The organism is Shimia sagamensis, from assembly GCF_900182745.1.
GTDB lineage: Bacteria > Pseudomonadota > Alphaproteobacteria > Rhodobacterales > Rhodobacteraceae > Shimia > Shimia sagamensis.
This window is the reverse complement of the sequence record NZ_FXTY01000007.1, coordinates 189,484-216,183: the sequence shown is the minus strand read 5'-3', so window position 1 is coordinate 216,183 and position 26,700 is coordinate 189,484. Positions and strand designations below refer to the sequence as shown.

The 26,700-nt window shown below is 55.0% G+C and carries 24 protein-coding genes, 1 tRNA gene and 1 pseudogene; 5 read left to right on the top strand and 21 right to left on the bottom strand.

Translation table 11 applies throughout. The features are described 5' to 3' along the window. Positions 1-18: 18 nt before the first annotated feature. Positions 19-95 (top strand) — tRNA-Met (locus tag QOL67_RS17660). Between the two features lie 113 nt (positions 96-208). Here QOL67_RS17660 and QOL67_RS17655 read toward each other — a convergent pair. Then, positions 209-1,157: pseudogene (locus tag QOL67_RS17655) on the bottom strand (transposase). A gap of 399 nt (positions 1,158-1,556) precedes the next feature. On the opposite strand from QOL67_RS17655, the gene QOL67_RS17650 reads away from it, so the two are divergent. The 3 genes from QOL67_RS17650 to QOL67_RS17640 all read left to right on the top strand — a co-directional run bounded on the left by QOL67_RS17650 (position 1,557) and on the right by QOL67_RS17640 (position 6,002). After that, positions 1,557-2,966: a S41 family peptidase gene (locus tag QOL67_RS17650; protein WP_283427305.1), complete on the top strand. Its 1,410-nt coding sequence runs from the start codon at positions 1,557-1,559 to the stop codon at positions 2,964-2,966. Positions 2,967-3,295: 329 nt separating this feature from the next. Then, on the top strand, positions 3,296-4,471 hold the full coding sequence (locus tag QOL67_RS17645; RefSeq protein WP_283427304.1) for a helix-turn-helix domain-containing protein: 1,176 nt from the start codon (positions 3,296-3,298) through the stop codon (positions 4,469-4,471). Between the two features lie 364 nt (positions 4,472-4,835). Further along, the gene (locus QOL67_RS17640; RefSeq protein WP_283427303.1) at positions 4,836-6,002 is read left to right on the top strand and encodes a tetratricopeptide repeat protein; all 1,167 of its coding nucleotides are present in this window, start codon (positions 4,836-4,838) and stop codon (positions 6,000-6,002) included. 18 nt (positions 6,003-6,020) lie between these two features. Here QOL67_RS17640 and QOL67_RS17635 read toward each other — a convergent pair whose 3' ends face one another. Next, complete coding sequence (locus QOL67_RS17635) at positions 6,021-7,610, bottom strand: hypothetical protein (protein WP_283427302.1); 1,590 nt, start codon at positions 7,608-7,610, stop codon at positions 6,021-6,023. A gap of 89 nt (positions 7,611-7,699) precedes the next feature. Here QOL67_RS17635 and QOL67_RS17630 point away from each other — a divergent pair, with 89 nt between their 5' ends. Then, positions 7,700-8,095: a hypothetical protein gene (locus tag QOL67_RS17630; protein ID WP_283427301.1), complete on the top strand. Its 396-nt coding sequence runs from the start codon at positions 7,700-7,702 to the stop codon at positions 8,093-8,095. Positions 8,096-8,221: 126 nt separating this feature from the next. Here QOL67_RS17630 and QOL67_RS17625 read toward each other — a convergent pair whose 3' ends face one another. From QOL67_RS17625 to QOL67_RS17535, 19 genes are all read right to left on the bottom strand, one after another. After that, positions 8,222-9,346 carry an energy transducer TonB family protein gene (locus QOL67_RS17625; RefSeq protein WP_283427300.1) on the bottom strand — a complete coding sequence of 375 codons (1,125 nt, stop codon included), beginning with the start codon at positions 9,344-9,346 and terminating at the stop codon, positions 8,222-8,224. Continuing rightward, complete coding sequence (locus tag QOL67_RS17620; protein ID WP_283427299.1) at positions 9,343-9,720, bottom strand: ExbD/TolR family protein; 378 nt, start codon at positions 9,718-9,720, stop codon at positions 9,343-9,345. Before QOL67_RS17620 ends, QOL67_RS17625 begins: the two co-directional genes overlap by 4 nt. A gap of 4 nt (positions 9,721-9,724) precedes the next feature. Continuing rightward, positions 9,725-10,090: a biopolymer transporter ExbD gene (locus QOL67_RS17615; protein ID WP_283427298.1), complete on the bottom strand. Its 366-nt coding sequence runs from the start codon at positions 10,088-10,090 to the stop codon at positions 9,725-9,727. Beyond that, the gene (locus QOL67_RS17610; protein WP_430458966.1) at positions 10,083-10,730 is read right to left on the bottom strand and encodes a MotA/TolQ/ExbB proton channel family protein; all 648 of its coding nucleotides are present in this window, start codon (positions 10,728-10,730) and stop codon (positions 10,083-10,085) included. The genes QOL67_RS17615 and QOL67_RS17610 overlap by 8 nt, the downstream gene beginning before the upstream one ends. Positions 10,731-10,732: 2 nt before the next feature. Then, positions 10,733-11,164 (bottom strand): hypothetical protein, encoded by a 432-nt coding sequence (locus tag QOL67_RS17605; protein ID WP_283427296.1) that lies wholly within the window; start codon positions 11,162-11,164, stop codon positions 10,733-10,735. Between the two features lie 349 nt (positions 11,165-11,513). Next, positions 11,514-12,698 carry an NnrS family protein gene (locus QOL67_RS17600; protein WP_283427295.1) on the bottom strand — a complete coding sequence of 395 codons (1,185 nt, stop codon included), beginning with the start codon at positions 12,696-12,698 and terminating at the stop codon, positions 11,514-11,516. Next, positions 12,695-13,453 carry an ABC transporter ATP-binding protein gene (locus tag QOL67_RS17595; protein ID WP_283427294.1) on the bottom strand — a complete coding sequence of 253 codons (759 nt, stop codon included), beginning with the start codon at positions 13,451-13,453 and terminating at the stop codon, positions 12,695-12,697. Before QOL67_RS17595 ends, QOL67_RS17600 begins: the two co-directional genes overlap by 4 nt. Then, positions 13,450-14,289, bottom strand: coding sequence for an ABC transporter permease (locus tag QOL67_RS17590; RefSeq protein ID WP_283427293.1), 840 nt, complete (start codon positions 14,287-14,289; stop codon positions 13,450-13,452). Before QOL67_RS17590 ends, QOL67_RS17595 begins: the two co-directional genes overlap by 4 nt. Continuing rightward, a complete protein-coding gene (locus QOL67_RS17585) occupies positions 14,267-15,259 on the bottom strand; it encodes an ABC transporter substrate-binding protein (protein WP_283427292.1) in 993 nt (330 codons plus the stop codon). The genes QOL67_RS17590 and QOL67_RS17585 overlap by 23 nt, the downstream gene beginning before the upstream one ends. Positions 15,260-15,654: 395 nt before the next feature. Continuing rightward, positions 15,655-16,581 carry a sugar kinase gene (locus QOL67_RS17580; RefSeq protein WP_283427291.1) on the bottom strand — a complete coding sequence of 309 codons (927 nt, stop codon included), beginning with the start codon at positions 16,579-16,581 and terminating at the stop codon, positions 15,655-15,657. Beyond that, on the bottom strand, positions 16,578-17,312 hold the full coding sequence (locus QOL67_RS17575) for a FadR/GntR family transcriptional regulator (protein ID WP_283427290.1): 735 nt from the start codon (positions 17,310-17,312) through the stop codon (positions 16,578-16,580). Before QOL67_RS17575 ends, QOL67_RS17580 begins: the two co-directional genes overlap by 4 nt. A 172-nt stretch (positions 17,313-17,484) precedes the next feature. Beyond that, a complete protein-coding gene (locus tag QOL67_RS17570; protein WP_283427289.1) occupies positions 17,485-18,261 on the bottom strand; it encodes a hypothetical protein in 777 nt (258 codons plus the stop codon). Further along, on the bottom strand, positions 18,258-18,620 hold the full coding sequence (locus QOL67_RS17565; protein ID WP_283427288.1) for a hypothetical protein: 363 nt from the start codon (positions 18,618-18,620) through the stop codon (positions 18,258-18,260). Before QOL67_RS17565 ends, QOL67_RS17570 begins: the two co-directional genes overlap by 4 nt. Positions 18,621-18,682: 62 nt before the next feature. Continuing rightward, positions 18,683-19,642: a dynamin family protein gene (locus QOL67_RS17560; RefSeq protein ID WP_283427287.1), complete on the bottom strand. Its 960-nt coding sequence runs from the start codon at positions 19,640-19,642 to the stop codon at positions 18,683-18,685. Further along, positions 19,639-21,720 carry a dynamin family protein gene (locus QOL67_RS17555; RefSeq protein ID WP_283427286.1) on the bottom strand — a complete coding sequence of 694 codons (2,082 nt, stop codon included), beginning with the start codon at positions 21,718-21,720 and terminating at the stop codon, positions 19,639-19,641. Before QOL67_RS17555 ends, QOL67_RS17560 begins: the two co-directional genes overlap by 4 nt. Continuing rightward, on the bottom strand, positions 21,717-22,925 hold the full coding sequence (locus QOL67_RS17550; protein WP_283427285.1) for a hypothetical protein: 1,209 nt from the start codon (positions 22,923-22,925) through the stop codon (positions 21,717-21,719). The genes QOL67_RS17555 and QOL67_RS17550 overlap by 4 nt, the downstream gene beginning before the upstream one ends. After that, the gene (locus QOL67_RS17545) at positions 22,925-23,857 is read right to left on the bottom strand and encodes a PP2C family protein-serine/threonine phosphatase (protein ID WP_283427284.1); all 933 of its coding nucleotides are present in this window, start codon (positions 23,855-23,857) and stop codon (positions 22,925-22,927) included. Before QOL67_RS17545 ends, QOL67_RS17550 begins: the two co-directional genes overlap by 1 nt. Then, entirely contained in the window at positions 23,841-24,938 is a 1,098-nt protein-coding gene (locus QOL67_RS17540) for an FHA domain-containing protein (protein ID WP_283427283.1), read from the bottom strand. The genes QOL67_RS17545 and QOL67_RS17540 overlap by 17 nt, the downstream gene beginning before the upstream one ends. Before the next feature lie 11 nt (positions 24,939-24,949). Then, the gene (locus QOL67_RS17535) at positions 24,950-26,260 is read right to left on the bottom strand and encodes a serine/threonine protein kinase (RefSeq protein ID WP_283427282.1); all 1,311 of its coding nucleotides are present in this window, start codon (positions 26,258-26,260) and stop codon (positions 24,950-24,952) included. Positions 26,261-26,700: the final 440 nt, after the last annotated feature.

The window sequence follows — 26,700 nt, the reverse complement described above, 5'->3', positions numbered from 1 at the left end:
TAGGCCAACATAAAGCGTCGCGGGATGGAGCAGCCCGGTAGCTCGTCAGGCTCATAACCTGAAGGTCGTAGGTTCAAATCCTACTCCCGCAACCAAAATTACAACATTACATCAATATACTAGCGACACCCTCGGGGAGCTCTTCGCGTTGGCGTAGACCCCGTAGAAGGGTAATCCCCCCATTTTTGATGGGGTCCAGCCGTGGAATTCAGGCGGCTGTTTTAAGTTTCATGGCAGGTGTGATCCCGCCGACGCCCATGTTGGGTCTCTCGTTATTATAAGTCCAGAGCCATTCGGTCGCCTGGTCTTGCGCCTCCACAATTGTTTCAAAGATGTATTGTCCGAGCCACTCACTACGAACGGTGCGGTTTTAACGTTCGATGTAGGCGTTCTGCTGCGGCTTGCCCGGCCGGATGTATTCAAGCCGAATATTGCGTTTCTCAGCCCATGTCATGAGCGTGCCACTGATATATTCTGGGCCATTATCGATGCGAATTGCTTGCGGCTGACCGCGCCACTCAATGATCTGGTTCAGGCAACGCACAACGCACTCCGCTGGCAGTGAGAAGTCGACCTGCCATCCGCGAGTTGATTCGCCATGAAATCCAACGACCAAGTGTCGTTTGGGGCGCCTGGCACGGCCAACGGTTCAGGCTTATCGCGCTTCAGCCGTTTCTTAGGTTTGATCCGTAGGTTCAGCTCCAGCTTGCAATAGATCCGATACACCCGTTTGTGGGTCCATCCATAGCCCTGCACGTTGAATAGACACAAAAAGCACAGTCCAAAGCCCCAACTACGCTTGTTCGCCGTCAGGCGTTCCAACCAATCCGCGATCGCCTCGTTCTCGTCGCTTAGCACTGGCTGTATCTGTAGCAGGTCTCGCTGATCTCAAATGCACGGCAGGCCAGCGCTTCCTTCAGTAAAGCATTCTGCATGCTCACCTCCGCATACATCTTCTTGAGCCTGCGGTTTTGCTCAGCAATATCCTTCATCTCCGCGATCAAAGACGCATCCATTCCACCAAACTTTGCCCGCCATTTGTAGAAACTGGCACTGCTCATACCATGCTCGCGGCACAGCTCAGAAACGGGAACACCGCCCTCTGCCTGCTTCAGGATGCCCATAATCTGCGCGTCGCTATATCGTGCTGTCTTCATTGTAAATCTCCTCAGATTTCTTGCCGAGAAAACTCTACTTTTGAACGCCACTAATTTTTGGGGGGATTACCGGAGGATTGCGCATGTTGATCAGGTTGCCCTGCATGTCCAGAAGATGGGCCTTGGTGTTTCGACCTTTTGGACACGCCAACATGATTTGGATTAGTCACGGTTTAATCCGCTTCTTTGGTAATTTCCTTGCGATCAAGAGGTACAGGATGTCGCCGGCTGACTGTAAAAATATGGTCACGCTGACTGCTGCTAACATCCCGCTTCACACAATACTTTGTCTCTCCCGATGGAGTGAGACGACGAAGACTCCCAGTTTTGGCATCGGTGGCATTGGTCACAACAACTGGATTTCTCCTTATGCCTCGACACGTACGAACCTTCATTTCAATGGCAGCCCTTTTTCACCTGCTTGCTTGTCGCGAAGAAATTCCGATTGAAACGGCGGCCCTGTATGCCCGTTTGGATGGGATTTTTGTCAGCGACGGCTACGGATACGTAGTTGATTTGCGTGGCGAGACGCGGGAAGTTTATCATTTGTCAGCAGATACTTGCGTGTTTGATAAAGATAGCAGTGCCTCCCTGCAACATATCCTCAAGCCAGACCACGTCTTCGAAACAGTTGACGGCCAAAGCTTTGCTTTTGGCAGTGCTTATGAACCACATAAGACAATGTTCCACCGGTCTGCTGCATTACCTGAGGCCTGCACAACGCCAATGCCAAACACACCACAAGGCAACTATGATGCTTTTGTCGCAACCTTTGCCGCGCATTACGCTTTCTTTGAGCTTCACGGTGTAGATTGGCTTCAGCAAGTCTCTGCAGACCGGCTCAAGGTAACCCAATCTACGACAGACGAAGACCTATTTGCCCTGTTCTCTGAAATGGTTGCACCACTTGCAGATAGCCACGTGTCGATTGAGGCTAAAATCAACCGTCGCGACTTCAGCTTCAATCCGGTTACAACCAGCCTCAGTCGAGGGGCGATCCGACGGGCTGCCGAAACAGACACCTCCAAAAAAGAGGTCGTGCTGGCAGCGCTTGATGACTACTGGACCCAGGGGGTGGCTGAGACTGTTCTTGCGGGCCAGGGGCGCGAGACCGCGGGTGGCAAGATGCAATACGGCGTTATCGATGGCACAATTGGCTACCTCAATGTGTTGATGTTGATGGGCTACAGCAGCGAAGTGCTCTTTCCGGACACCAATTCTCTGGATGAAGCAGCCGAATACCATTGGATCAACAAAATCCTGGATGAAATTATGATTGTCTTCGCGGAGGCCGAAGTCAACGCGGTCATCATTGACGCCAGTCTGAACTTTGGGGGCAATGATTTCATGGCGCGTGAAATTGCAGCTCGTTTTGCCGACAAGAAACGGCTGGCTTACACCAAGGCGGCCATTGATGGGGCGGGGGCGCCGGAAACGGCGGTGTATGTTGGGCCCACTGATCGGCCATCGTTTGATGGGCCTGTCTATCTGATGACAACGGATTCAACCGTCAGCGCAGGCGAAATTATGACGATGGCGTTACGTGCTTTGCCAAATGTTACTCATGTTGGGCAGCCAACCAATGGGTCTCATTCTGACGTATTGCACAAAGCTCTGCCGAATGGTTGGACTCTAGCTTTATCCAACGAAATCTACCGCGATCACACCGGCACCGTTTGGGAAGGGCGTGGAATTGTCCCTGACATACGCCTGAATATTTTTGACGAAACCAATCTTGTTGCGGGCCATCCTGTCGCCGTCGCGACCCTGGTCGCACACATCAAATCTGTCTTAAACAAACCACAATAATCTTGAACGACAAACCAAATTGAAAGCACGTAACCGGGCAGTGCGACCTTCATCACAGCCATTTGACCAAAGGTACAATCACGCAGGGCGCATGCACCGCAATGAGTCCCATCGACTAAGTTGGCTGCCGCGTCGTTCCCTTTGTGGCACAGGTTGAATTTATGGGTTTGAACGACGTGAAACGCGGCCCCTTGTTTGATATCGACAACCGCACAACCGAACTAATCGGAAAGGCAAATCAGTCGTAGCGAGATGCCACGGCGGGACACCACTCGCCCTGTGCTCCTGTAAATGACACGAGTACATCGTAGATATCAACCGGAACCAAAATGCCATTTTTTGCTCTCATTTTGATAATTCACAGCGCGATTACGGGGTTATGTCTTTTCTGTGCAAACCTGCTGCTACTACGCCGCAGAGACGAAGGCGTTTATGAGCCTCTGGCTCTCCTTTTTCTGTTCCAAGGACTGAGTTATCTTCCTGATCTACTTGCCGACGCGATCTATGGGATCAACGCACAGGTGTCATGGCAAATATACCTAAACGTCTTGACCAGCCCTCTGGACCTCGCCAGCCCACTTCTGTTTTGGCTTTATGTGCGCGCTTTGACCGCCGAGGGACCGGTCGTGGCTGTTGCACGAAAATTCTGGCATGCGGCACCAATTTTTGTGGCATCACTCTGTATTGTGCCGGTGGTCGCGATACCCGCAGAGGTTTTAAATGGAACGATCCCTCCACCTCCAGAATTGATGTCAGGTATTCGGCTGGTAAAGCGGCTTCTACTGACCGCCGATATGATTTTTATGGTCATCGTCACAATCTATTTCACGCTAACCATCCGCATGCTCAAAGCTTATCGGGAGCGGTTACGCGACGTTTTTGCTAGCACCGAAAATCGCGAAGTCACATGGATTTGGGTCATCACGATCAGTGCGGGTGTGTATGTACTGATCGACTTTCTTGACACTATATCGGATAGCTTTGGCTGGGATGCTTCGGCCACGGAACTTCCAAGTCTTCAGGTTCTGTCCGAGTTCATCATTCTTGTTTTGCTGTGGATCATTGGAGTTTGGGGATTGCGGCAACGCCCTGGTCTCCGTGCCGCCATTCAAGATCACGGGACGGAGACAAGCAATCCTGTAACATCAAAGTACAAACACTCCGCGCTAGACTGCGACCGGGTCAATCGTATTGCTGCAAAAATCGAAGCCGCAATGCAAAACGATCTACTTTATCGTGACCCAAACCTCTCGCTGTGGGACCTGTCAAAGCACATTTCAGTCACTTCACACTATGTGTCGCAAACATTGAACACGTCGCTGGGGCGTAGCTTCTTTGACTACGTCAATTCTTGGCGGATAAAAGATGCGGTGGCTCAGCTGACGGCAACTGAAGAGACGACTTTGAAGATCGCGCTCGATGTGGGCTTCAATTCGCGATCATCTTTTTACAAAGCCTTCAAACGAGAAACGGGAAAAACACCGCGAGACATTCGGGCGAAATGATTCGCCTCAACCTGCTCCTATACTTGGACCGTCATTTGCAAAACGCCGCCTTGGCGTTACCGTGATTGCGGCGGAATGTCTTGATACCAAACCCCGCCTTACGCTCCTTATTGTCCCTTTTATCGACTCTTCTCCGACGCGACTTCTTTTACGTCCGCCTGTCAGTTGGAGCATTGGTTGAGCAAAACAACAAATCAGGCTCGGGTCTCTAGTCGGTCATCTCGGCCCTCGGTTTCTGGTTTGAGGAGCGACTACGTCCGGCGGGCAGGGCTCATTATTCAAAAATTGCGTTTGGAAACAAAGATGTGATGACCTACGGTTTCCGAACCTAAGAACAATGTCCTTGGCAAATGGAAATGTGACCGTGAAATTTCAACTATCTCTCATTCTTTCGTCCACTGTTTTGGCGAGCGCCGTATTTGCGCAAGATGTGTGCGAAGATGCGCGTTCGATCTGGCCTGATGTAAAGGATAGTGGCTCTGTTGATGTTCTGAGCAGCTTTGTTGCAACTTTTCCGGAATGCGCGGTCTATGCCAGCCTTGCGAAGGAAAAACTGGATCAATTGCGGACAGGTGACGAGCGTGCGCTGACGGATCTCGATGAGATGCCTTCGGACGCCTTGTCTATGGATGACGAGACCTGCCTGACTATGGCCAGCGCGCCGCTGCAGCATGAGGACTTTCTGGGTGTTGAGTGGACCGACATTATGGTCGCGCCCGCGCTTGAGGCCTGTGAGCGGGCCTATAGCCGGCAAGCAAACCTCAACCCAGAGGTGCGTGCCGTCTACGCCCGCGTTCTGACCAAGGCCGAACTCTACGACGACGCTGTACAGCAGGCGCTTATTGCGGCCAATGATGGCAGCGCTTTGGCAATGGTCATACTATCCAATGCATATGAGCAGGGACGTGGAATTGAGAAAGATGATGACCAGAGCCGTGCCTGGTTGGAAAAAGCTGCAGCACTCCAATTCCCGATGGCGCAACATAATCTGTTTTTTGCTCTGCGTGATGAGGACGCAGACAGAGCTCTGTCAAACCTAAAGCTTGCAGCTGAAGCGGGATACGGCAATTCTCAATTCAAGCTTGGAAATCTGTATCGCAAAGGAACTTTGGTGTCCGAAGACTTGGACGAAGCGATGTTCTGGTACGATCAGGCTATCGAGTTTAGTCAACACACCGATGCAATGTTTTGGGCGGCCTACATCCTTGGCGGAGACAGCGGGTCCTATCCACTTGACTACGAACGTGCGGTATCGCTTTACGAGCGCGCCGCTTCGACCGGAGACAAATGGGCTCAGCACAATCTGGCCTCAATGTACTTCCACGGCAAAGGCGCATATCCAAACTTGGAGAAAGCCACCCATTACTTCGGCCTTGCTGCGGAACAAGGGCACGTGATGGCGATGCGCAAATATGGGCGCTTGCTGCATGAAAGCGGCGATCCAGAAGCGGCGATGTACTGGTATCAGCAGGCTGCTGCAGAAGGTGATGACGTCGCCGCCAAACTGCTTGCGCAGATGCTGGGCGAATGAACGCCAGACGCAGGAGGGTCACCTGCCAGAGATGATGCTCCTCAAGGCTTTCTCTGCCTCACCCAATTTGTAATCTTCCTCCGGGTTGATCAAGAGCACCAATTGAGAGCTGCTCTCTTGAAATCTGTCTGGATATGACGCCGACGTATAGTAGTTTTCCGAAAGGGTTTGGCCTGCAAAATTGATCACTAGTTTCTCGTCGGTGAGCTCATAGGACGCGATATCAAGGACCGAGAATTCGAAAATTGAATTTCGATTGATATCGCTGCCATTTCCACACATTGGCACATGCTGCAGTACATTGAGAGTTAAGACGCCGGTGGTTTCGTCGCTGTCCACATCCGGCATCCGGAAGCTGGCTTTCCCACAATCAATTTCGTAGTAGTCAACAGCAATGCCGCCCAACGCATATTTCAGTTTGCCAACAACGTTCTTGAGATCGAAAGGGGGAGTGTCCTGCGGCGTGCTTGCACCCAATTCCAGAGCTGCCTCGTCGGTGGTCTTGTCATCAGAAGACGTGATTTCCGCTCGTCGAATCGCAATCTGTTCCCTTTCCGCCTGTGCACTGATCGTGCTGGAATGCGTCAAAAGCTGCCAGAACTCTTCATTTTCAAGCGGCGCATCGATTGCTTTCAAAAATGCATTAAGGCCCTTTGTCTGTTCTGCAATTTCAGCTGCGATCGCCGCATCGTTCGATCGGTTTAACAATTGCTTATGCAAGGCTTGAATGTCGTCGATGGTTCCGCGCAGCGCAGCAATGTTGTCCGGGGTTTTTTGCCGGAGGCCTTCAACTATGCGGTCGTGAACGCCTGGCGGGTAATTGGCAAAAGTCTCTTGCCCCCAATCCGCCAAACGATTTGCAACCTTGGCAAGTGCTGCAGCGGTGTCAGTTTGGGCGCCGTAGTTTGATTTCAAATCAGTTAGGTCAAAATCCGCGTTAACCACGTGGACTTGCACCACCTCAAATCCGTTGGAGAGCACGGTCTTGGCATCTTCAGATGTCAGGTACTCGTAGGTATCCGTTTTCCAAAAGTCGTATGACGTTATGGGCATCTTGAAGAATAGTGTGTCCCAGTTTGGCGAACCCGAAGTGTTGTAACCCGGCTCGCCCGCTTTGGATGACAGTGCGCCGGGATTGAACGGCAGATAAATTGAGTGCGAAGAAATGGACGGGGCAACGATCTCTGCGACAAGATCCACGTCAAAGGGGTGCGACCGGTTGTCAGGATCATAGCGCCCTGGATCGGACAGGCGCACAAAACCGTCTTGGCCATAGGGTTTGATACAGGTCGACCCAAACCCGGAGCGCTGCCATGTCAATGATGAACGTACGACGGGCTCTCCAAGCAGCAGGCCTAGTTGCAGCATTGTATCAAACCGGAATGAAATACCCTCTGCGGCGGGTTTGCCCGAAAACCCAAGGCTGCACGTCGGTGTAAAGTCACCGCTCACCTCAAAGGTTTGATCATTCGCCGATACTGCGGGTGTCAATAAGGTAAGGAAAGCACTTGCCCCAACAAGGGAAAGAAAACTGCGACGCAAGAAATTCATTGAGACTGCCCTAGAATATTGTTTCGAAACACTATTGTTTCGGTTGATTTCCTTCAACCCTTCGCAGAGGTTTGGGGGCAGTTAGACGTGTGCCGCCAATCTGGAGCGGGACGGCACTGATAAAATGGCAGGAGGCTCAGCAAAAAATGCGCATGCTAAAAAAATTGGCGTTGCCTTTGGGGATCGTTTTCCTTGCAGGATCAGCGCAAGCAAAAGGTTCGGATTGTTTGGACCAACTGTTTAACTCCGGTCGGGATGATGTTTCGGATTCCGCGTTTTTTGCGGCTTTGGGTGACATGGTGCACACGCCACAAGCTTGCAGCGATATTTTGAGCAAAGCCCATTTCGAACCAGAAATTCCTGAGCTTGCACGGGTTGAGACCGATCTCGAAACCTGTCGTGCAGCCAAACAAACGTGGATTGACGTCAAAGATAGCAGCAGCGCAGCCGTGTTTGAGGCTTTTTCAAATCTCTATGCGGCCTGTCCGATTTACGCCCAGTTGGCGAAGGCAAAAATCCAGAGCGCTCAAGCCAAGAACTAGATCTGAGCCTTAGAGGCTCGAGCTTTGCGTGCCGAAGTGGTTTTGTTTGAGTGAATCTCCCTATGCAACAATTGTATCGCGTCAACGGCACAGTGCGAGATTGCCAAAAATGAAGGGCTGGAACGGTTATCTGGAACTGTACAAAAATGACAATTGGCGTCGCGTGCCGTTTGGTGGCGCGGGAAAAGGAACTGCACTCTGAATTTGGGTTCGTGCTGCGCGGTTGACGGCTTCGTTGCCTGAGCTGTCAATTACCTCAACCCAGTTTAGCGAACCATCTGGGTTAATCTCAAAAAACACACGCGCAAATCCAGAAGCTTTCACGTGCACGGAGCGCGTTCGGTTGAGGTGCACCAGCACGCGGCCAGCATAGTTTGTGGTGTCAGAGTTGCCTGGGCCGCGGGAGGTGGCGGCGGAACCGGACGGGATGCCAAAACCACCAACCGACGCAAGAGATCCTTCTCGTTGGAAGGTTTCCAGTGGAGATTCAAGGGTTTGAGTCGGATTGCGCAGGTCATCAAACCCGTTGCGCAAGCCTGGGAACAAAGCTTGCGGTTCGCTCTCAGAGCCGTCCTCTGGTCGTTCTTCGTCCGATCTCTCACTTGGCACGGCTTCAACCAGGTCTTCCACTTCAGGGAGGGAAAGTGGTGTGACAGGCACAACCGGCATAACAGTTTCCGGCAGCGCAGCTATCTCGTCTTCAACGGGCTCTGTTACCTCAGGGACAACCGGTGTGGCGGGTGTCTGTGCGGCAACGGGAGCGATTGCGTCAGCTGTATCCGTTTCTGTACCAAGTGGCGCAGCAGTGTCGGTTTGCGGTGGCACCGGGTCAGTGTCGTTCGGCTGGGAGGTTGGTTCTGTGACGTCCGGTTTGGGGGTGAAGTCGTCTTGGGTGCCAGCCAAAGGGACGGGCGCGACAATTTGAGCGGTGCCCGTATCGGGCGCATAGGTGTCCTGCGGGTTTTCAGAGGCCACCAACACTTCTGTATCGGGCACTTCCGCTTCACTGACTGGCGGCACCGGTTCAATCGGTTGTTCCAGCTCAGGCTCAGGGGCGCGTTCTGGCGCTTCTGGTTCCTCAAGAGCTTCTGCAATTTCTTCAAACGCATTGCCCACGGCGATTGTTTCACCAGCGCTTTCTGACGCCGGTGGAGATCGCTCTATGCGAATGGCAAATCCCAATCCCAACAGGTGTGCACCAAGGGAGAGCAACACAGCCACTGTCGCAATGAGAAGTGAGCGGCGGATCACTTTAGCGCTCGTTCGGTGACCAGAATCACGGAGGTTGCGCCCGCTCGTCGCAAAGCGCTCGTGACCTCCATGAGGCGCTGCGCCGGGACCGCCCGGTCTGGCACGATGCGGCTCGGGCCTGCGCCGTTAGTTGTAATATGCCGCGCTGGTGTGATGGGCTGGCCTCGAAAACTCAGCCGGCCGTCGGCATGCAGAACCAAAGCATCAGGCGGCTCGCGTCCTTCAAGCTCACCGGTTTGCACCAGATTCAGATTTGGATCGAGCGGCGGCGCAACCGTGCCGGCGATCAGGAAAAAGACCAACATCAGAAAAACAACGTTGATCAACGGTATGGTCGAGTCTCGCTTTTTTCGGGGAGGAGGCTGTCGGATCATCAGGTCACTCCAACACCAAGACGTCCAAACCGGCACGGGCACGCATAAGGTGGAGGAAATCCACAAGTCTTTGCGCCGTGGTGCCGTCATCCAGGCTGACCAAAACCTGCCCGGTTTCGATTTGCGCTGTGATATCCTCCATCGTGCTGGCTTGTCCGTTTAAGGTCAGCCGCTCCGGGCCCAACTGTACAAAGAAACGTTCGATCTCCACCGCCGACGTATCGTTGCCTTTGCGTGCATTGCTGAGTTCGATCTCGCCAAATGTGGAAAACGTCGAGGTCAACATAAAGAACAAGAGCAAAAGAAAGATCACGTCGATCAGTGGCGTGAGTGCCAAAGGGCGGCGGACAAAAGGGGGCAGATTACGCATGGTCCTGTGTCGCGTAACGAGCCGGCTGATCGGCTGTGACATGTGGCATCAAGACGATGCGCAGGGCCTTATCTGCAAACACCCGCTCGCGCGCTGTGCGGCTCTCCAGCCAAGACAGGATCATCGACGTCGGCATCGCGACGGCAAGCCCAACGGCCGTTGTGACCAAGGCCACCCAAATGCCACCTGCGAGCAGAGATGGATCCACCGTTGCTCCGGCAGATTGTAAGCTTTGGAAAGCTTCGATCATGCCCAGTACAGTTCCAAAAAGACCAAGCAACGGCGCCAATTGCGCGATGGAATCCAGCATGCGAAAACCACGTTCCAGACGGGCCAAAGCCAAACCGACCTCCGCATCCAAACGGTCACTAAGGGCCTGCGAGGTTGGCGATTGAATCGCGATTTTGATAAACGGTGCTAGGTAGCTTCGGCTGTCACTCAGGCGCGCGCGTGCTGTATCCTCATCGCCCGTGTCCCAAGCCGCGAGCGCTTCAGAAAGCACTTTATGCCGACCCACACCTGATGCTGCAAATTGCCAGAGCTTGTAGATGGTGACGGCAACCGTCAGAACTGACATCACCAAGAGAATTGCCACCACTGGCCCGCCAAGGGTTAAAATATCGCGCAAACCGTCCATCATCTTCATCCCAGTAGCTTCATTGTGATACGACTGCTGAGCGTTAGTCCGTCGCTGCAAGTATTACTGTTAGCGCCATCAACGACGCATGTATTTGTCCCATTGATAAGAGTTTGCGCAATGGTCTCACAGGTCATTCCGGGAACATCAAACTGGCGCACCCGTGGGCGCCCTTCTGGCAACTCACGAAAATCAAACAGCGCCAAGCGTACCACAGCCCCCGAGGTGTCAAAGATTACCGTTTCAAACACCGCGTTGTCGATGTTTGCACCCGTGTTGTTTTGGGCTACGAAGGTAAACCGGCAGGCGCCTGCGACGTCTTGTACGGCGTTGAGCTCAAGAGAAAGTCCTGATGGTGCCGTGTCCTCGGCTTGCGCTTGAACCAGAGCCGGAGCAGCGAGCAAAGCGATTGTAAGTAAACGAGGAATTAGAGGCATTGCATTTCCATCATAACGACCAAGGTGGCCCTTGATCTACTAAAGTTATCCACTGGATCAGTTTTCTGATAGCTTAGACGAAGGCCGAGTGAAAGATGGGGACGCATCTTGGTGAAGTCTTGAGCTATGATTGAGCGATTATCCGCGCCTAAGCAGCACCAAAACCAATTGGCACTGCGTGAAGCTGATGGCCCCCCTCATTGCGCAGGACTGCGATCATCGTGTCGCGGACATCCAAAACCATAAGGCGTGTTCAACCGCCACGCTGCCATTGGCATACCGGCTACAGAGACCGTAGGAAAAGCCATCCCGGGCAGGACTAGGTTACGCGCCGTCGCCGACACCGGCATTATTGCGCGTCATTTGGATTGCCTGTCAGGATTGGTAGAAAACGACCCAGCCAAATCGCAAACGTCGTTGACCAGATGATTGATGCCAATGCGTAAGGCGCGTGAAACGGGTGGCTGAATAGACCAAGGTCAGGCCCGACCCTTAAACCGACGGAAATAAGAAGGCAGATCATCACAAGCCAAATGACGGCAGGAAACGGAAACGTGTGATCCGTGTGTAGAAGGCCCGCAGTGGTAAAGACGGCGATAATCCCAAACCCAGCCCCGCCCATAGTCGCGACATGCAGACCAGAAATGGATGCGATATTTGTGCCCAAATAACTCGCTCCAAGCAGAAGAAGCCCAATGCCCGTTAGCAAAGACGCGGCCCATAAGACAACAATTTCCGCTCGAAAGAACGCCCGCCCAACAAAGGATTCCGCAAGCCGATCCATATATCCGGCGCCTGCGGCGATCCACAGGAACCCACGAACAGACTCTGAAGTTCCCAAGAGCTCACAAACCATGGCCACCCAAACCAAACCTGCCGCCAAGTTGAGGCGCCCTGGATGCGGCCGAAAGGGGGATGTCTTTTCGCTGGGATCAAGAACAAGATTTGTGACCGGCACGGTGATACGCCCAAGTGCAATGGCCAGGAGGCCGAGAAATACAAATCCAAGCGCTTGGGTGAAGGTTTGCAGGCGCTCCAAATTATCAACCAGCATGTAAAAGCGCGCGCCCGCCTCACAAAAGGCCAAACTGCCCAGCCAGAACAGGAAGCCCAGCAGACGATCTGTACGCCGTTGTCTGCTAAGCGCCGTCAAATAGACTATCAAAGTGAGCATCCAGGCGAGATCGGCCACGGCTGCGAGCCCAATCATGTTGTCCCAGGCCAACAAGCCTACACACCGAGCAACCGCCCACAGACCCAGCAAGACATAGAGCGGGCGATTGCGCAGTGTTGGGGTGTCCGTCCACTCCGGGACCGCGGTGGTGATAAAGCCAATCAAAGCGGCGCCAAAACCACCAACCAGCATTTCATGTGCGTGCCAAATACTGGCCGGGATATCACTTTCAAAAGGCAGGTCAAACCCCTGAACAACAACCCAAAACAACGGCCACAGCGCCAAATGAAAGGCTGATACGACAAAAAACAAGCGCAGGCCTTCATGGCCAAGGTTGCGAAAACCCTTGGACAACGTCATGTAATCGCCCTTTCATCAACATCGAAAATCTGGGCAAAAAGTGGATCATTTCGAAGGGCGTCTCGCACCCATTCAGCAAGAGTTTCATCGCTGCGTGAACCAGGTGAACCCGGTACTTGGCGTGTGCCCAAAATACCGTGTCCATTGGCTTGAAGAACCACAATGCGATGCGCAACCCGAGCGGCTTCGTTGAGATCATGTGTGATAAACAGGCCAGCCGTTTTTGTGGCAATCGCATTGCTGATTACCAGATCCTGCATGCGCCGTTTCAGGGCCACGTCAAGTGCAGTGAACGGTTCGTCGTAGTAAACAAAATCGGGGTGCGCAACCAATGCACGGGCGATCGCTGTGCGCTGCTGCATACCGCCTGAAAGTTCGACTGGAAACTTTATTAGATCGTCTGGCAAGAGGTGCACTTTTTGTGCGGCCTCCAGAACGTGCGCCCGGCGTTGGCGCCTTGGTATTCTGGCAAGCCGAAGTGGGTAGGCGATGTTCTCCGCCGCGGTGGCCCACGGCATTAAGCGGGTGTCTTGGAAGATCATCGCATGGCGTTTGTAGCGACGCTCAATCGCTCCTTCGTGCACCTGCAAAATACCCGATGAAATATGGGCCAAAGTTGATTTTCCGCACCCGGACGGACCAACCAATGCGAGAACTTCGCCACTTTCAACAGTCACGTTGATGTCTGCCAGCACTTTGCGGCCTAAATAGGCATGTCCCAGATTTGACAGTTGGAGGACGGGTTTAAGGGTCATTTTTTGACTCCCCAAGGCTGCGCCGCGGTTTTCCAGCGGTCAAGTTCGGCCCGAAATGGATGGATGAGGCCATACTCAATCCCGATCAACAGCCCAACACTCATCACCACCCAGGCGAGCGCTTCTGCGATGTCGAAATTGGTGCGCGCATCAGAAAGTGCGCCACCTATGCCCCCAGAGTTTGCCAATAATTCGGCCATGACCGCCACTTTGAAGCCAGTCGCGAGTGCGAGGATAAGGGAGGGGAACAGGTGAGAAAGCGTGTGCCGCCATGAAAGGGTTGTGAAGCGGCGAATGGGGCCTGCACCGTAGAGTTGCCCCATGGCATCGAGGCCTCGGTCTCGCGAAAGAATACCCTCCGCCGTTCCAACCAGTACTATCGGGGTAGCTGCCACCAAGACCGTCACAATAACAGTGCCGTCGCCTCCGCCAAACCAGATCATGGCCAGTACGATCCATGCCACGGGAGGCACGCCCAGCAAGACCGTCAAGAGCGGCTTTTGCAGACGCATCACAGCTGGCGCGTGGCCGGAGATGACCCCAAGCGTTACGCCGACTAGGACTGCCAAGAGAAAGGATTCCCCGGCACGTTTGGCGGTTGTTAAAGCAAGCGCCCAAGTCTCGGGAATGTGTAACAACCCAAAAACAGTTGAAAACACCTCCAGAGGCGCAGGCAGAATGAACGCCCCGTAAGTTTCGAACCCGGCCTGCCAGACAGCGCAGAAAAGAGCAAAAGATGCCAAACCTGCCCATCCGCCCCAGATAAACTTGAGGGCACGCGCACCTCGATCAACAAGAGCGCGTGTCATCGCATTAGAAATAGTAGAACCCGTCATCCGGAAGTTTTCCTGCGATTTTTTTGATGTCGACTTCGCCCATGGCTGTCAGCATGGTTTCCACAGGTCCACGCAATTCAGAGGCCTTCCAAGCCCCAAGATGGCTGTGTTTGATTGAGTCGGCGATGACCGGCACTGGCAGTTTCATGGCGGGCGCTGCGGCTTGGGCCGCTGCCATCGGATCGGCGAGCGTCGCGTCTGCGGCCTGCACCAATCCATCATGAAGGGCAGGTATAATGTCGCCGTGCGTTTCCACAAAGCTGCCGGTGACAGCAAGTCCGGCCTGGGGAATGATTGGATCCGAACCGTTTAGTTTGCCCCATTCTTCTTGAATGTCGATCACGCGGGTGATGGAAAGTCCCTTTTGCTTGCCAGCCATAATGGCAGCTGAAATCGCAGGTTCAGGAAGAAGCGCTGCTTCGATCCGGCCAGAAACCAGCATTTGCACAGCCTCAATTGGGGTTCCAACATTTTTGACATCGGTCGACTGCAGAATGCCTTCGTTCTCAAGCAGACGATCAAGAATGATGTCAGGCGTATCGCCTTTGAAGGGCACAACAAGGCTTTGGCCCTTAAGGGCTTGCAGCGAATTTATTTCAGGATTTGTCGAAATGACATAGAGCAACCCTTTGGTCATGATGTTGACCAATTGAATGGGGAACCCTTTGTTGTAGAGATTAACCGCTGCCTGAACAGGCACCACCGACAGGGCGATGTTTTTGGAGGTCAGACCGGCGCGCAATTCATCTGGATTCCGCCAAACCTTGACCCTGACCTCGGCATCGGGAGCAACATTAGTGAGCGCACCGATTTTAACCGCATGTGCCAATACGGCGGATGGCCCAACTGGTGGCCCCCAAATTTCAAGATTTGTCGTAATAGCAGCAGACAAGATATGCGGTGCGGCAAGCGCACCAATCGCGCCAGAGCCAAGCGCAATTGCGTGGCGGCGTGTGATTAGAGAGGACATGTTCGGGCCTTTCACAAAGGTGAGCCAGTATTTGCGGGAAATAGGTGGCTGGCGGAAGGCTGGCGAACGGGTCGTTTGCTAACGGGGTCTTGGCGATAAGGCTTTGATTTAGGTCAAGTGACTTGCGCTCATAAGAACAAGTGAATGTGCATTCAGCCCTCAGCAGCGGATTGTCGGAAAGTTGGCTCCCCCCCCCCAAATATCGATCGCAACCCTAAGTCTGATTGGTTGCGGCGCAGGCTCCCGATCCAAAGGCGCAACAGCTCAGAAAATGTTGCTCGAATGCCCCTCACCATAAGTTTGGGCGGACGTGCGCCTTGGTGGGGTTTATGGACAACTGCTGCCTCGCAGTTGCCTTCCAATTCTCGGGCTCACGGTTACAAAAAGCTTCTCATTCAAGCGCGCCGCGTTTGTATGGCATTCAGAGTAGGAATCGATGTCGCCGCCCCGACATTTTCAACCGACAAAGACGCAGCTGCACATGCAAACTGGGCTGCTGCCACCGCATCCGACGTCCTTGAGTACTTCGCCAAAAAGGCCCCATCAAACGTATCGCCAGCGCCGGTTGCATCTACGAGAGTTGCAGGCACGGGTGAAATGTTAACCCGCCCAGTGGCGTCCGCCACCACGGCGCCTTTTTCGCCCAAAGTCAGCACAACCAAGTCTGCGCCTTCAGCGTGGAACCGATCACAAATCGCATTAATACTGCCGGTGCCAAACAACGCCTCAGCATCCTCGATACTTGGAAACACAATGTCGACCAGAGGTAAGATCTCTGTCAGTGCGCTCCGCGCCTCGTCTGCTGACCACAGGTTTAACCGCAGGTTTGTGTCAAAGGACACACGCGCCCCTGCCGCGCGGGCAAGTTCTGCTGCACGCACTGTTGCAGCGCGGGAGGACAATGAAATCGCCTGCGTGATTCCGCTGATGTGTAACACGCCGATGTTTTCAAACATCTCGGCTGTTAAGTCGTCTGGTCCAATGTGACACGCGGCAGAGCCCGCGCGGCGGTAGGAAAACCGGTGCCCGTCAGGCCCATATTCGATGAAATACAATCCGGTCGGACCGGTGTCTGATTGTGTGACCCGCGTGGCGTCAATGCCTTCGTCGGCATAGAGTTGGAGAATGTGGTCGGCAAAGTTGTCTTGCCCCAAGTGGGTCAACATCCCAGCCTTGGCACCGGCGCGCGCGGCGGCAACCGCCGTGTTGGACACATCCCCGCCAATGCCGGGCCGGATGGTGTCTTTGTCAACCCAGGAGAACTCGAACATCGGTTCGCCAAAACACAGGATGTCGAGTGGTTGGTAGGGGGAGGTGGTCATGGTGTTTGTCCAGTAACTTGAGAGGATGTGTCGCGAAGCAGAGCGGCGTTGGCGGCCGAGAAGTGATCTCGCATGGCTTGGGTTGCGTCCTGGGCTGACCCCGCCGCGATGGCATGATGAATGCGGTGATGGTCGCTTAGAATGCGGGCCTGGTCTTGTGGGCAGGGCTGCGCCAGTCGCCCGGCCGCGACGGAGGTTTTGATCACCTCGCGCAGAGAACTGACAATGTACGCGTAAAGCGGATTGCCGGTGGCTTCGGCCACCGCAAGATGAAAGCGATAATCGAGCTCTGCGAAATCTTCGGGGTGGTCTGCGGCCTTTTCCATCTGCTCACACAGCGTTTGAAGATGCGCAACATCCGCCGCTGATCTGTTTGTCGCGGCCAACGCTGCCGTGCTGGCCTCGATGCCATTACGGACGTCCAAGGCCTGAGCCACCGTGAACTGCGCCGTTGCCAATCCTTGGCTCAACGACGCGGCGAGCACAGAGGCGTTCAAAGACATGACCTGCGCTCTGCGTCCGTTTGAGATCTTGATCAAACCGGCCCCTGCCAACTGGGCCAGCGCCCCTCGGACAACAACGCGGCTGACCCCGGCCTGTGCGCATAGCGCCGCCTCAGACGGCAAGTTGTCCCCGGGGGATAGTCCGTTGTCTTTGATCATTGCCGCAATGCCCTCGGCAACTTGCGTGTACAGAGGGCGGCGATCGAGTGTGTCGAGATCATGGGCCATGACGTGTCCTTGTAGTGGCGGCTCTCGCATTCACATGCAAAGCTGTATGCCTATAATACAGGTTGACTTAACACCGCAAGGGGAGCGAAGACATCAGGGTGGATCACAGGAACGTAATGGGGAAGGAGTACAGAGCAGGAGGCGGTTGGTCAGTCACCTCAGGGTGGGTGTTTTAGTCAGATTGAGTTGCCGCAACATACTGGCGCCAAACGTCAATCAGGTCAGTCTGATCATTGGCATCGCAGAGGCCAATGAGTGTGTCATCAGTCAAGGTGATCTCCACGCAGAGCAGCGCCGGAGATAGAGAAATCAGAGACATTTGCGGCGTCTTGCGCCGAATTTGTGCCTGATCTTCGGCCAGTTGCGCATGTGACGCAGCGACTCGCCGGAGAGCCGCAAGAGCCTCTCCAGAGCCAGTTTCCTTTTCAGATGTTGGCTGCAGCCACGCAATCGCTTTTGCTTTCACAGCTTTTAACACAGGCGCCCCAATTACCGCATGCGTCGCGAATTTGTCATCAGTGCCCAAAGCCTCCATCAGGGCTTTGCAGGACCATGACCGCGCAGAACTTGGCAGGACTGGCGTCCGTGAAACGATGTCAAACTTCACTCTTTGCGTGCCTGCCAGTGCTACGCCAATGTGTTTAACAATCGTTGTTGCGTCCGCTGTTTCTGGGTTGACGGGCAGACCTGAGAGCATGACCAAATGGCGGTTGCTGATCGTCAGGCCAAACGTTTGATGCGCGCCGTCCGACATGATCTCAATGGTACGGGCCAACACCACATCGCCAATTTCGGTTATCACCGCCCGCAACGCGGCCGTTGGCGTGTCAAAGTTGCGCCACGTGCCATAGGGCTTATGCAGGGGAGCCGCCAACCGTTGCAAAGCTTCACGGGTTTCCGCTTCCTCTGAAGGTGGAGCACTTGGGATATCCTTGCGCGGCGTGATCATTCGATCTCCACCAATTGGGCGAGGGCCTGAAAGCCGATTGGCAAAAGTTGAATCGGATCGCTCTCAAGCGGGCAGAGCAAGCACAAAAAATCCTCACGCCCGTTTGCGCGCAGGTAGATGCGCATCTCACGGTCTGTGAGGGTAATGTTATGCGCGCTCCCACCGGTATGATCTGCCAGGCTCTGGGCCATCGTAAAACACCGGGCTGCATCAGCGCACAGCCCGTCCAACACTTCTCGCTGCACAGTTGCATCATGAGACGCTTTGAGGATCAGACGCGCCTTCGCGTCCCCAAAAGCCGCCACTTGGCAGCCGGGGATTTCTGCTCGTAAGGTATCCAAACAGTCTGAAACCGTCACAGATCGCAATCCTTCACTGTCACGCGACCCCCACAAAACAACTTCGCAAGCGCGGGATCACTTCAAAATTCTCCAGCCCCACCAAAAAACTGCAGCGGTTCTTCTTGTAGCTCGTCACTTGATGGCCGCTCCGGATTGGGCGTTTGCGGGCGCACACGGCGCGGCACGACTTTCTTTTGAGCATCATTTGCCACGCTGGGAGCTTCGGCGGTCGCACAGGGGGTGTCAGAGGTCTTTGAAAGAGTCGTGACCGCAGATGGGGGACTTGCTTGAGACTCTTCTAAACCGACCGCGTTAACATTGCCTTGCGCCGCGGCCGCCACGCCGGTCTCATCCACCAACATCGCCACCAAACGTTCAATCAACGCGGCACCGCCACTGTTGCGCCAGGCGGTTTCGTCCATCCCGGCATTGATCGCCTCAAGCGTCGATATCGGGATAATGTCATCAAACACGTCCCCAGCCTCTGCCTGAAGGCGCGCCATCACGCGCCTCTGGTCCCGTTCCGAGCGTAACTTGTCAAACTGAGTCACCACGAGATGATTTGGCCCCTTGATCTGCTGTGAAACTTGCTCCCACAATGCAGCCTCTGATTGCCGCCAGGCCTGGGTCGCATGGGTGCACCAGATCACGCAATCCACGTCTTCCATCAACGTAAGCCATGTTTCATGCTTCAGGTTGGGGTCTGAAATACCGGGAATGTCGATTAGGTCACAGAGGTTCAGAATATCGGAGTCCATCGAGAACCGGATCAAGTCACACCCATCCATCGGAGCCGCACTCAGGTCATCTCCGTCAAACTGTTTTACTGTTCCGTCCTCGCCCACAAGGCTCGCGCTACGCGGTCCATGCGACACCCAAACCGGCGGCACCCGCGTTGCGGTGATGCGCACCGGCATTGGATCACAGCCCAGAAGCAAGTTCATCAAGGTGCTCTTGCCGGCACTGAACTCCCCCATTAAGGCAATGCGAGGTTTGCGTGGCGTGTGCTCCACCACGATATCAACGTCCTGAACGCTCATGGCGAGATTCCTCCCTCGGCAACACTGCGGTCTTTCAAAAGCGTATCAAACTGCATGGTCAGCGCCTCCAACTGCGCACGCTTCTGGCCTTCTTCACCGCCCTGAAACAGCTTCTCGATTTCTGCACTTTGCGGCGCAGCGCTGATGTCTTGCATAATCACATCATGCTCCTCAAAAAACTCGCGCAAACAAGTTGTCGCCATGTCTCGCACTTGATCTGTTTGGATGCCTTTGGATTGCGCCATAAAATCCTCCGTCTCCCGCGCGATCAAGTTTTGAAACCGTTTGGAAAACGCATTGAAGCCCCGAATGCGGTTCCACCAGGAAATCCACCAGCCATCGTTGAAATCCAGCGCGATGGTCTGCCCCAAGGCAATGGGTGCGGGCAGATCGGGCAGGGCAGGGGGCGCCATCTGAATGCCCTCGACCGCATGGCCATAGGTGTTTGCATAAAGCATCGCCACATCCGTCATCGCCGCCTCAAACCGCGCTTGTGCCTGCCCGCGTACCTTTGCCCCAAAAGCTGAATACGCCGTGCGCAACAACATGCGCAGACCGACTGGATCGTAATCCCAGACAATCTCTTTGCCGTAGGATTCCAAATGGGTCAGCAGTGAGCGCAGCGCACGGTCGATGAACTTCGCGTGTGCCCGATCCGCGCGGGTGTGATACTCGGCAATCGTGGCCTCCAACTCTTCGGCAAAGGCCTGCTGGTGAAACGCCGAAATCCCCCGGAACGCCTTAAGTGCATCATAGGTCGACAGGTTGGCACTGCTGCCATCTTTAGCGCCAATTTGTACCATGCCTGCCGCCAATTCACTTGTGGCCACGGTCAGCGCCGCATTAGACGTTTTCTGCAACAACTGCTGGCCCTGTTCTTCGATCACCCGTTCCGACAGCGCGCGATACAAATGGCCCATGCCGGACAGTTCCCACACCATCTCATGGGGTTGCATCTGCCCATGTTGTTGATCCAGCGCAATTTCCGCCCAATCAAACAAGGCTTTGCTGGCGACGTCCGGCATACCTTCGATGTCGCCGCTCAACGCCTTGTTGGCCCAATAGGCACTGCCAAACAGGATTTCTGCGTCTTCCGGCCCCTGCTTATTGTGCAAAGTTTGGCGGATGCTGGCCTCAATCTCCGGCACCTGATTGGCCGGGTCCGGCAACTCGTCAATCCGGTTTACAAAAATCAGCACATTGCGCGATTTCAAGTTGGAGATCAGCCGGATTAGCCCCATGTCCACCGAGGTCAATGCCTGACCGGCGGACAGAACCACCACACAAATCTTACTGCTGCGCAGCGCCTGAATGGTCACTTGCTCGCGCATCATAAACGTGTCGTTCACGCCGGGCGTGTCACGCAGGCAAAGCGGCACCGGAACCGTGTCACAGTTCAGCGTGAGATCGGCAGAGGACAAGATGTCGGCAAACCGCCCTTGTTCGCTGTCCTCTTCGCCAAAATCGTCACCCAGGACGATGTATCGCTCCAGCAGGTTCTTATCAAAATAGCCGTAATTATGGGTCTCCCCCAGCAACAGGTCAAACTTCTTGCCCAGCCGTTTCTGCGCCTTGGCACGGACTTTCTCGATCTGTTTACCAATCTTGGCCAGTTCACTTTCCGCACCTGCGCGGCTGGCCATCTCGCCAATTCGCCCGCCTTGGTTCAATAACCGATCCCAGTTGTCTTCAGTCATAAACTGAAAGCTAGCACCGGTTTCTGAAGGCCGCGACGCTGGCTTCAGGTGCAATGAGGTCACCACCGAGGTCCAGGGGTTCACATCAGACGGCAGCAGATCTGCCCATCCCGCCATCGCATTCACCAATGTGGTTTTTCCGGATTTGACCTGTCCAAGCACGGTGATGGTCGGCTCAAACTCGGCCACATCCTTGCGCAGCCTCTCCACAGTTTTGGCGGAGTGTTTGCCTGCAACCAGCGCCAGCTGCGCCAGCAAGTGGTCCAGTTCATCCAGATCTTTGCCCAATTGGCCCAAGCCTTCCAGCCCCGTGCGCAGGTTGGAAATGCGTCGCGATGTGCGGACTTCGGGCTTGCTGTCTTGCCGGATTTGCATGTTCATGCCTGTGCCCTCGCGCCAATTTCCTTGCGAAGCTGCAACAGCAGAATGACCGCATCCTCTGCCGCTGATGGGCTCTGCTCCACTTGTAACAACATCAGCGTCTCTTCGCCGTCTTGGGCATCTTCCAACAGTCCTGTCGCATCCATTTCCTGACCGGCGTCCGCAGCCAACAGCGAAGTCAAGGCGCGCACAGTGGAGGCACAGCGTGTCAGCAAACCTTCGGAGTTGGGGATTTTCCCATCGTCCAAATCGCTCAACATCTCTTGGGCCGCGGATTGCAAATGTGCTTGTAGCTGATCCAGCAACGCAGCTTGTGTGTCAGTGGTCGATGCTGATGACGGTGATGTTTGGTGTGCCGGCGTTTGCACGCTCTCTTGTGTCGAGGCTTCCACAACCTCGCCCAGCTGTGCCAGCAACACCCGCGCCTGATCCAAATCCGCCGCGCGGCCTTTGCGTACCTGTGCTTCCACGGCTGCGACAAGCTCCTGACCGCCGGAGGCTTGCCACAACGCCGCTTGCGCTTCGCCACCCGCACGAGCCTTGAGCGCATGCAATGTCGCGATTGGATGTAAGCCTAGAAATTCCTGTGCTGCGGTTTCCTCCAGCGCGGCAATCTGTGCGCCCAAATCGCCTTTCATGATTTGGCGGTCTGCTTTGGTCAGCGCCAGAAAACTGTGGTCTTTGATTGCATCTGGTACCGACTGCCAAATGGTGCGTTCTACCTGATCAAATCCTTCGCTGCACCACACTAAAACCTGCCCTTCTTGCAACGCTGTTTCCAACAGGGCCTGTTGGTGTGGCACATCATTGGGTTGTGCCACTTCACAAAACGCCAGTGTCTTGAGGCTCTCCAGCGGCACTTCATACGTGAGCCGCTGGATGTCCCCGCAGTCTTGACCGTCCAAGCTATGACCTGCAAACGTGTGCGTGGTGCCATCTGACAGATGGGCCGTGACCCGCGCAGCCACGCCGTAGACCACCTCAACAACATCGACAGCTTTGTGGGCGTGAACCACCTCTTGGCCCAGCATCATATTGATCAGGCTGGTTTTCCCGCTGCCGGGGCGCCCCAACACAACCACGCGCACCGCTTGTGACAAGTGGCTGAGGATTTCTGCACCAAGGTCTTTTTGGCGCCGCGGCACCTGTCCGCTGCTGAGAACAGAATGTAGCTGCCCTACGATTTGATCCGGTTGTGTCCGCATTATTTTCCGACCTTTCGGGTAAGGCTGACAATGGTGCGCACGGTGCGGTGATCTGCGCGGCGGTCGATCTGCACAACCTGGCCTGTCTCGCTGGGACTGCTTTGTGGAGATTGCCGGGCAGGTGGTCCGTTTTGACCGGCGCCGCGCCGTGTTGCCTTAATGATGCAAAGCGACAGGTTGTCTTGATCCGGGCACGCCTCGGCTAGTACAGCCGCCACCAAGGCCTCACCAATCTGTCGTCCTGATTTGTCTCTATTGTTAACCAGAGCCGAGACGATCTGATCATCGGTCAGGGTATGAACACCATCGCTGGCAGCCAACACAATGTCCCCGTCTTTCAACGTCATGGGTTCCGCACGGCAATCGACTTTGGCAATCTTGCGCCCGGCCAGCACCGAGACCAAAGCACTTCGGTCCGGATGGTTCTGCGCCACATCCCGATCCATCAGCCCGCGGGCCTGCATCAAATCAATCTGCGCCGCGTAGGAGTGATCTTCGTTTAATCGGTACAGCCTGCCGCCGCGCAGCAAGAACAGGGGCGAGTCTCCTACAGACACCCAATACAGCCGCGCCCCAAAGATCACCGGCGCAACCAGTGTTGCCCCCATGCCCTCGGTGTTTGGAGCTTGATCTTCGTACAAACGAATACAGGAATTTGCGGCGGTCACCGCATCTTGCAACACGGCACCAATGGCTCGTTCCATCTGCTCTGGATCACCGCTGAGCAATTTCAACTCGCTGAACAGTTCTGTTGCCACAATGCCGCTTGCTACATCGCCACAGGCATGGCCGCCCATGCCGTCAGACAAAACAGCAAACCCCATTGGAGCCCCCAGCGGGAAGTCGGCCACCACCGTGTCCTCCTGCCGTTCACGCGCTCCAAGCGAGAGCGCTGTGGCAACATCGAAACTCAACTCACCCAAGGTTGTCATGCCCGGCCTCAATATTGCCCCAAGCAAAGTCCCCGCCGCACAGAGCAACAAACCGCAACGTGGTTTCCCCGATGCGAATGATGCTGTTGCTTTGCAAGTCTTCCGTACTCAGCACGGGTCGCCCATTGAGCCGCACAAGGTTGGTTTTACCGCCATGGCCAAAGAAGAACCGTCCCTGTTCGCCGTCAAAGGCAATCGCGGCATGGTTCTCGCGTGAAATGGTATTGTCACCAAAATCCAACCGTACGGTTTGACCTTCGCCCCGGCCAATTTGGGTGAGCCCGTCATGCAGCGAAAACGAGGCCCCTTTGCCGGGACCATCCACCACAACCAGCCAACCAACCGGGAACTGTGCTTGTGCCGAGGTCGCAGCTTGCTGGGTTTGTGACATCGGATCATGCGCTTGGCTCGCCGGTGCGCTGAAGCCCAACAGCCGTGTTTTTACACGACCTTTTGAGCCCCGGCCGGTGGTCGGTTTGCTGGCCGCCATATTGGCCTGCAATGCCGCCAAATCGACTTCTGGTTCCGCTGGCGCGGTTGCTGCCTCAGCCTGGGGCATGAGCGCTACAGCCGGCGCTTCCGCAGATGCTACAGGCGATGGATCAGCCAGCCCGTCTGGCTGTGCGCTGTGTTGTGGTTCAGGCGCTTGTGGTGGCCCAACCGCCTCTTGCGCAGCCATCAAATCGGCAAATGGATCCGGCGGTGCCTCATGGTCCGCTGGTTTGTCAAAATCGAAAGCTGCGGCCTCGTACGACTGCGCAGGCAGCTCCTCCGCAAAATCCAGCTCTGCAGGGGCCGGCGTTTGTACCGGTGGCTCTGGTGTCAAAGCCGCCGAAATGGCCGAAAGGTCCACGGGTGTCTCCACCTTGTCCTCTTCTGGCGGCTGCGGAGCCACAAACTGCGCGGCCTGTGCCTCAGGTGTTGGGGGGGCCTCTGCTTCGATGTTCATCTGTGGTGTGGCGTCAGGGGCCGCATCCGCGCGATCTTGGTCGCGCAAGCGTAACGGATAACGCAACGCAGCGGCTTCATTTTGGCCCGCAGCTTGGGATTTCTCGGCAATGATATCGCGAATGAACCGCATGGGTTGTCCCTTCAGATTAGGAATAGGCGGGTGTTGGGGGAAGACCGGTCGCCTTTGAGCCGATCACAGAATTTTTCAAACAGTGATCCGCCGCTCGTCTGGTTGGACGTGACCTGCACCGGGGCGCGCGCACCAGATGCGCGCAAGTGATCGCCTTGCAGCAAAAGTCGCGTGCGCGATTTTGAACGTTTCTGGCTTAGGCGATCCTGCTCATCCAGATAGGCTTCGACGTCCTCAATTGGGTTGCCAAAGATATCGACGTATTGCTTGGGCGGCGGCGCCTGCCGGGGCTCGTCCAGCGCCTTCAGTGGTCTCTGAAGCACCTTGGGCAATCCCGGGGTGAGCACTTTGTTGGTTTTGACAACCAGCTCTTCGATCACCCCAATCACAGCTGGATCAAACACTGGCAGCGGTTTTGGGATTGGCCCATCCATCACCGCAAGCCACTCGTCGGCGCAGCCCAACCTGTCAGTCGCTGTCAATGCTAGGGAACGGTCTGTGGCCAGCTTTAGGCGAATATCTATCTCAAAATCTGTGGATTCCAGCGGCACATAGGGGTCCATGCGCCCTTGGGCGATCATATCCAATCGTGTCTGCGCGTCCGGTGGTGCCTCCCCGGTGAACATCAAATGACACAGCGCCCCGAGTGAATACATGTCGCTGTGCGCGCCTTGTGCGTCATCGGCACCGTAAAATTCGGGCGGAGAATAGCCATCTTTCACGGCCAACATCCGTTGGTTTTGGCCGTTTTCGGCATCATCCGTTGAATAAGACGCGCCAAAATCAATCAGCGTGACATCGCCGGCCTCGCTCAGGATCAAATTGTCCGGCGCCACGTCCCGGTGCAATACACCGCGGTCGTGCAGGTAACTCAGCGCGTCCAAAACCTGGCGCAACAACCCGTCGACCAACCGAGGAGTCAACCGACCGGGCGCGTGATCCACCAGCTCATGCAGATCTTCGCCTTCAACAAAGTCCATTGCTGTGTAGGCGGTGCCATTTTCTGTAAAGGTTTGATGTACCGCAACAATTTTGGGGTGATCCAGCTCTGCCAAACAATGTGCTTCGGCTTGAAATTGTTCCAAAACGGAGGCGAAAAACGGCGCACTCTCTGCGCCAGATGGAACCACCTGCCTCCCATCTCGGGTGCAAATCTGGGACGGGTAGCACTCCTTGATTACCACAGTGCGGTTCAAACTATCGCTAGCAAGATACGTGAGGCCAAATCCCCCTTGACCCAAACTGCGCGTGATCCGGTACTGCCCCCGCAGGAGTTCAGTGCCAGCAGGCAACGCAGTCACGGTATCGTCAGCGTAATCCATCTACGCAGTTTCCTCTCTATCATGCGACCAGGAGGAAATGCGGCAGCAAGTTCTCACCTTCATGCCCAAGCTGTGGAGGAAATGTGTTCCAATCGTGGCAGTACTGCGCAAGCGCTGTGGCACTCCGTTCAGGTTTGACGCGAATAGAGAGCGAAGCTGAAATCCACAAATCGATTGCCGTGTGCCACGTCTCAAGGGGCGGGTTGCCGTTTTGGCTTGAAAGAGGGTTGTTTATTAACGACTTGGAAGAATGTCTGTCTCAGACGTAGACTGCGGTGGACGCATGCCATGCCTTAACAGTTGGTAAATTTCGCGGGTTTGACCTGCTGCCAAGGGATTGTCCGGCCGGAAAGAGTGGCAGTGCACCTAAACTATTCTCAACACGCCTAAATCTGTGCCATGATCATTTCAGACCGCATCAGTTGCAGGGGTTCGCCCCA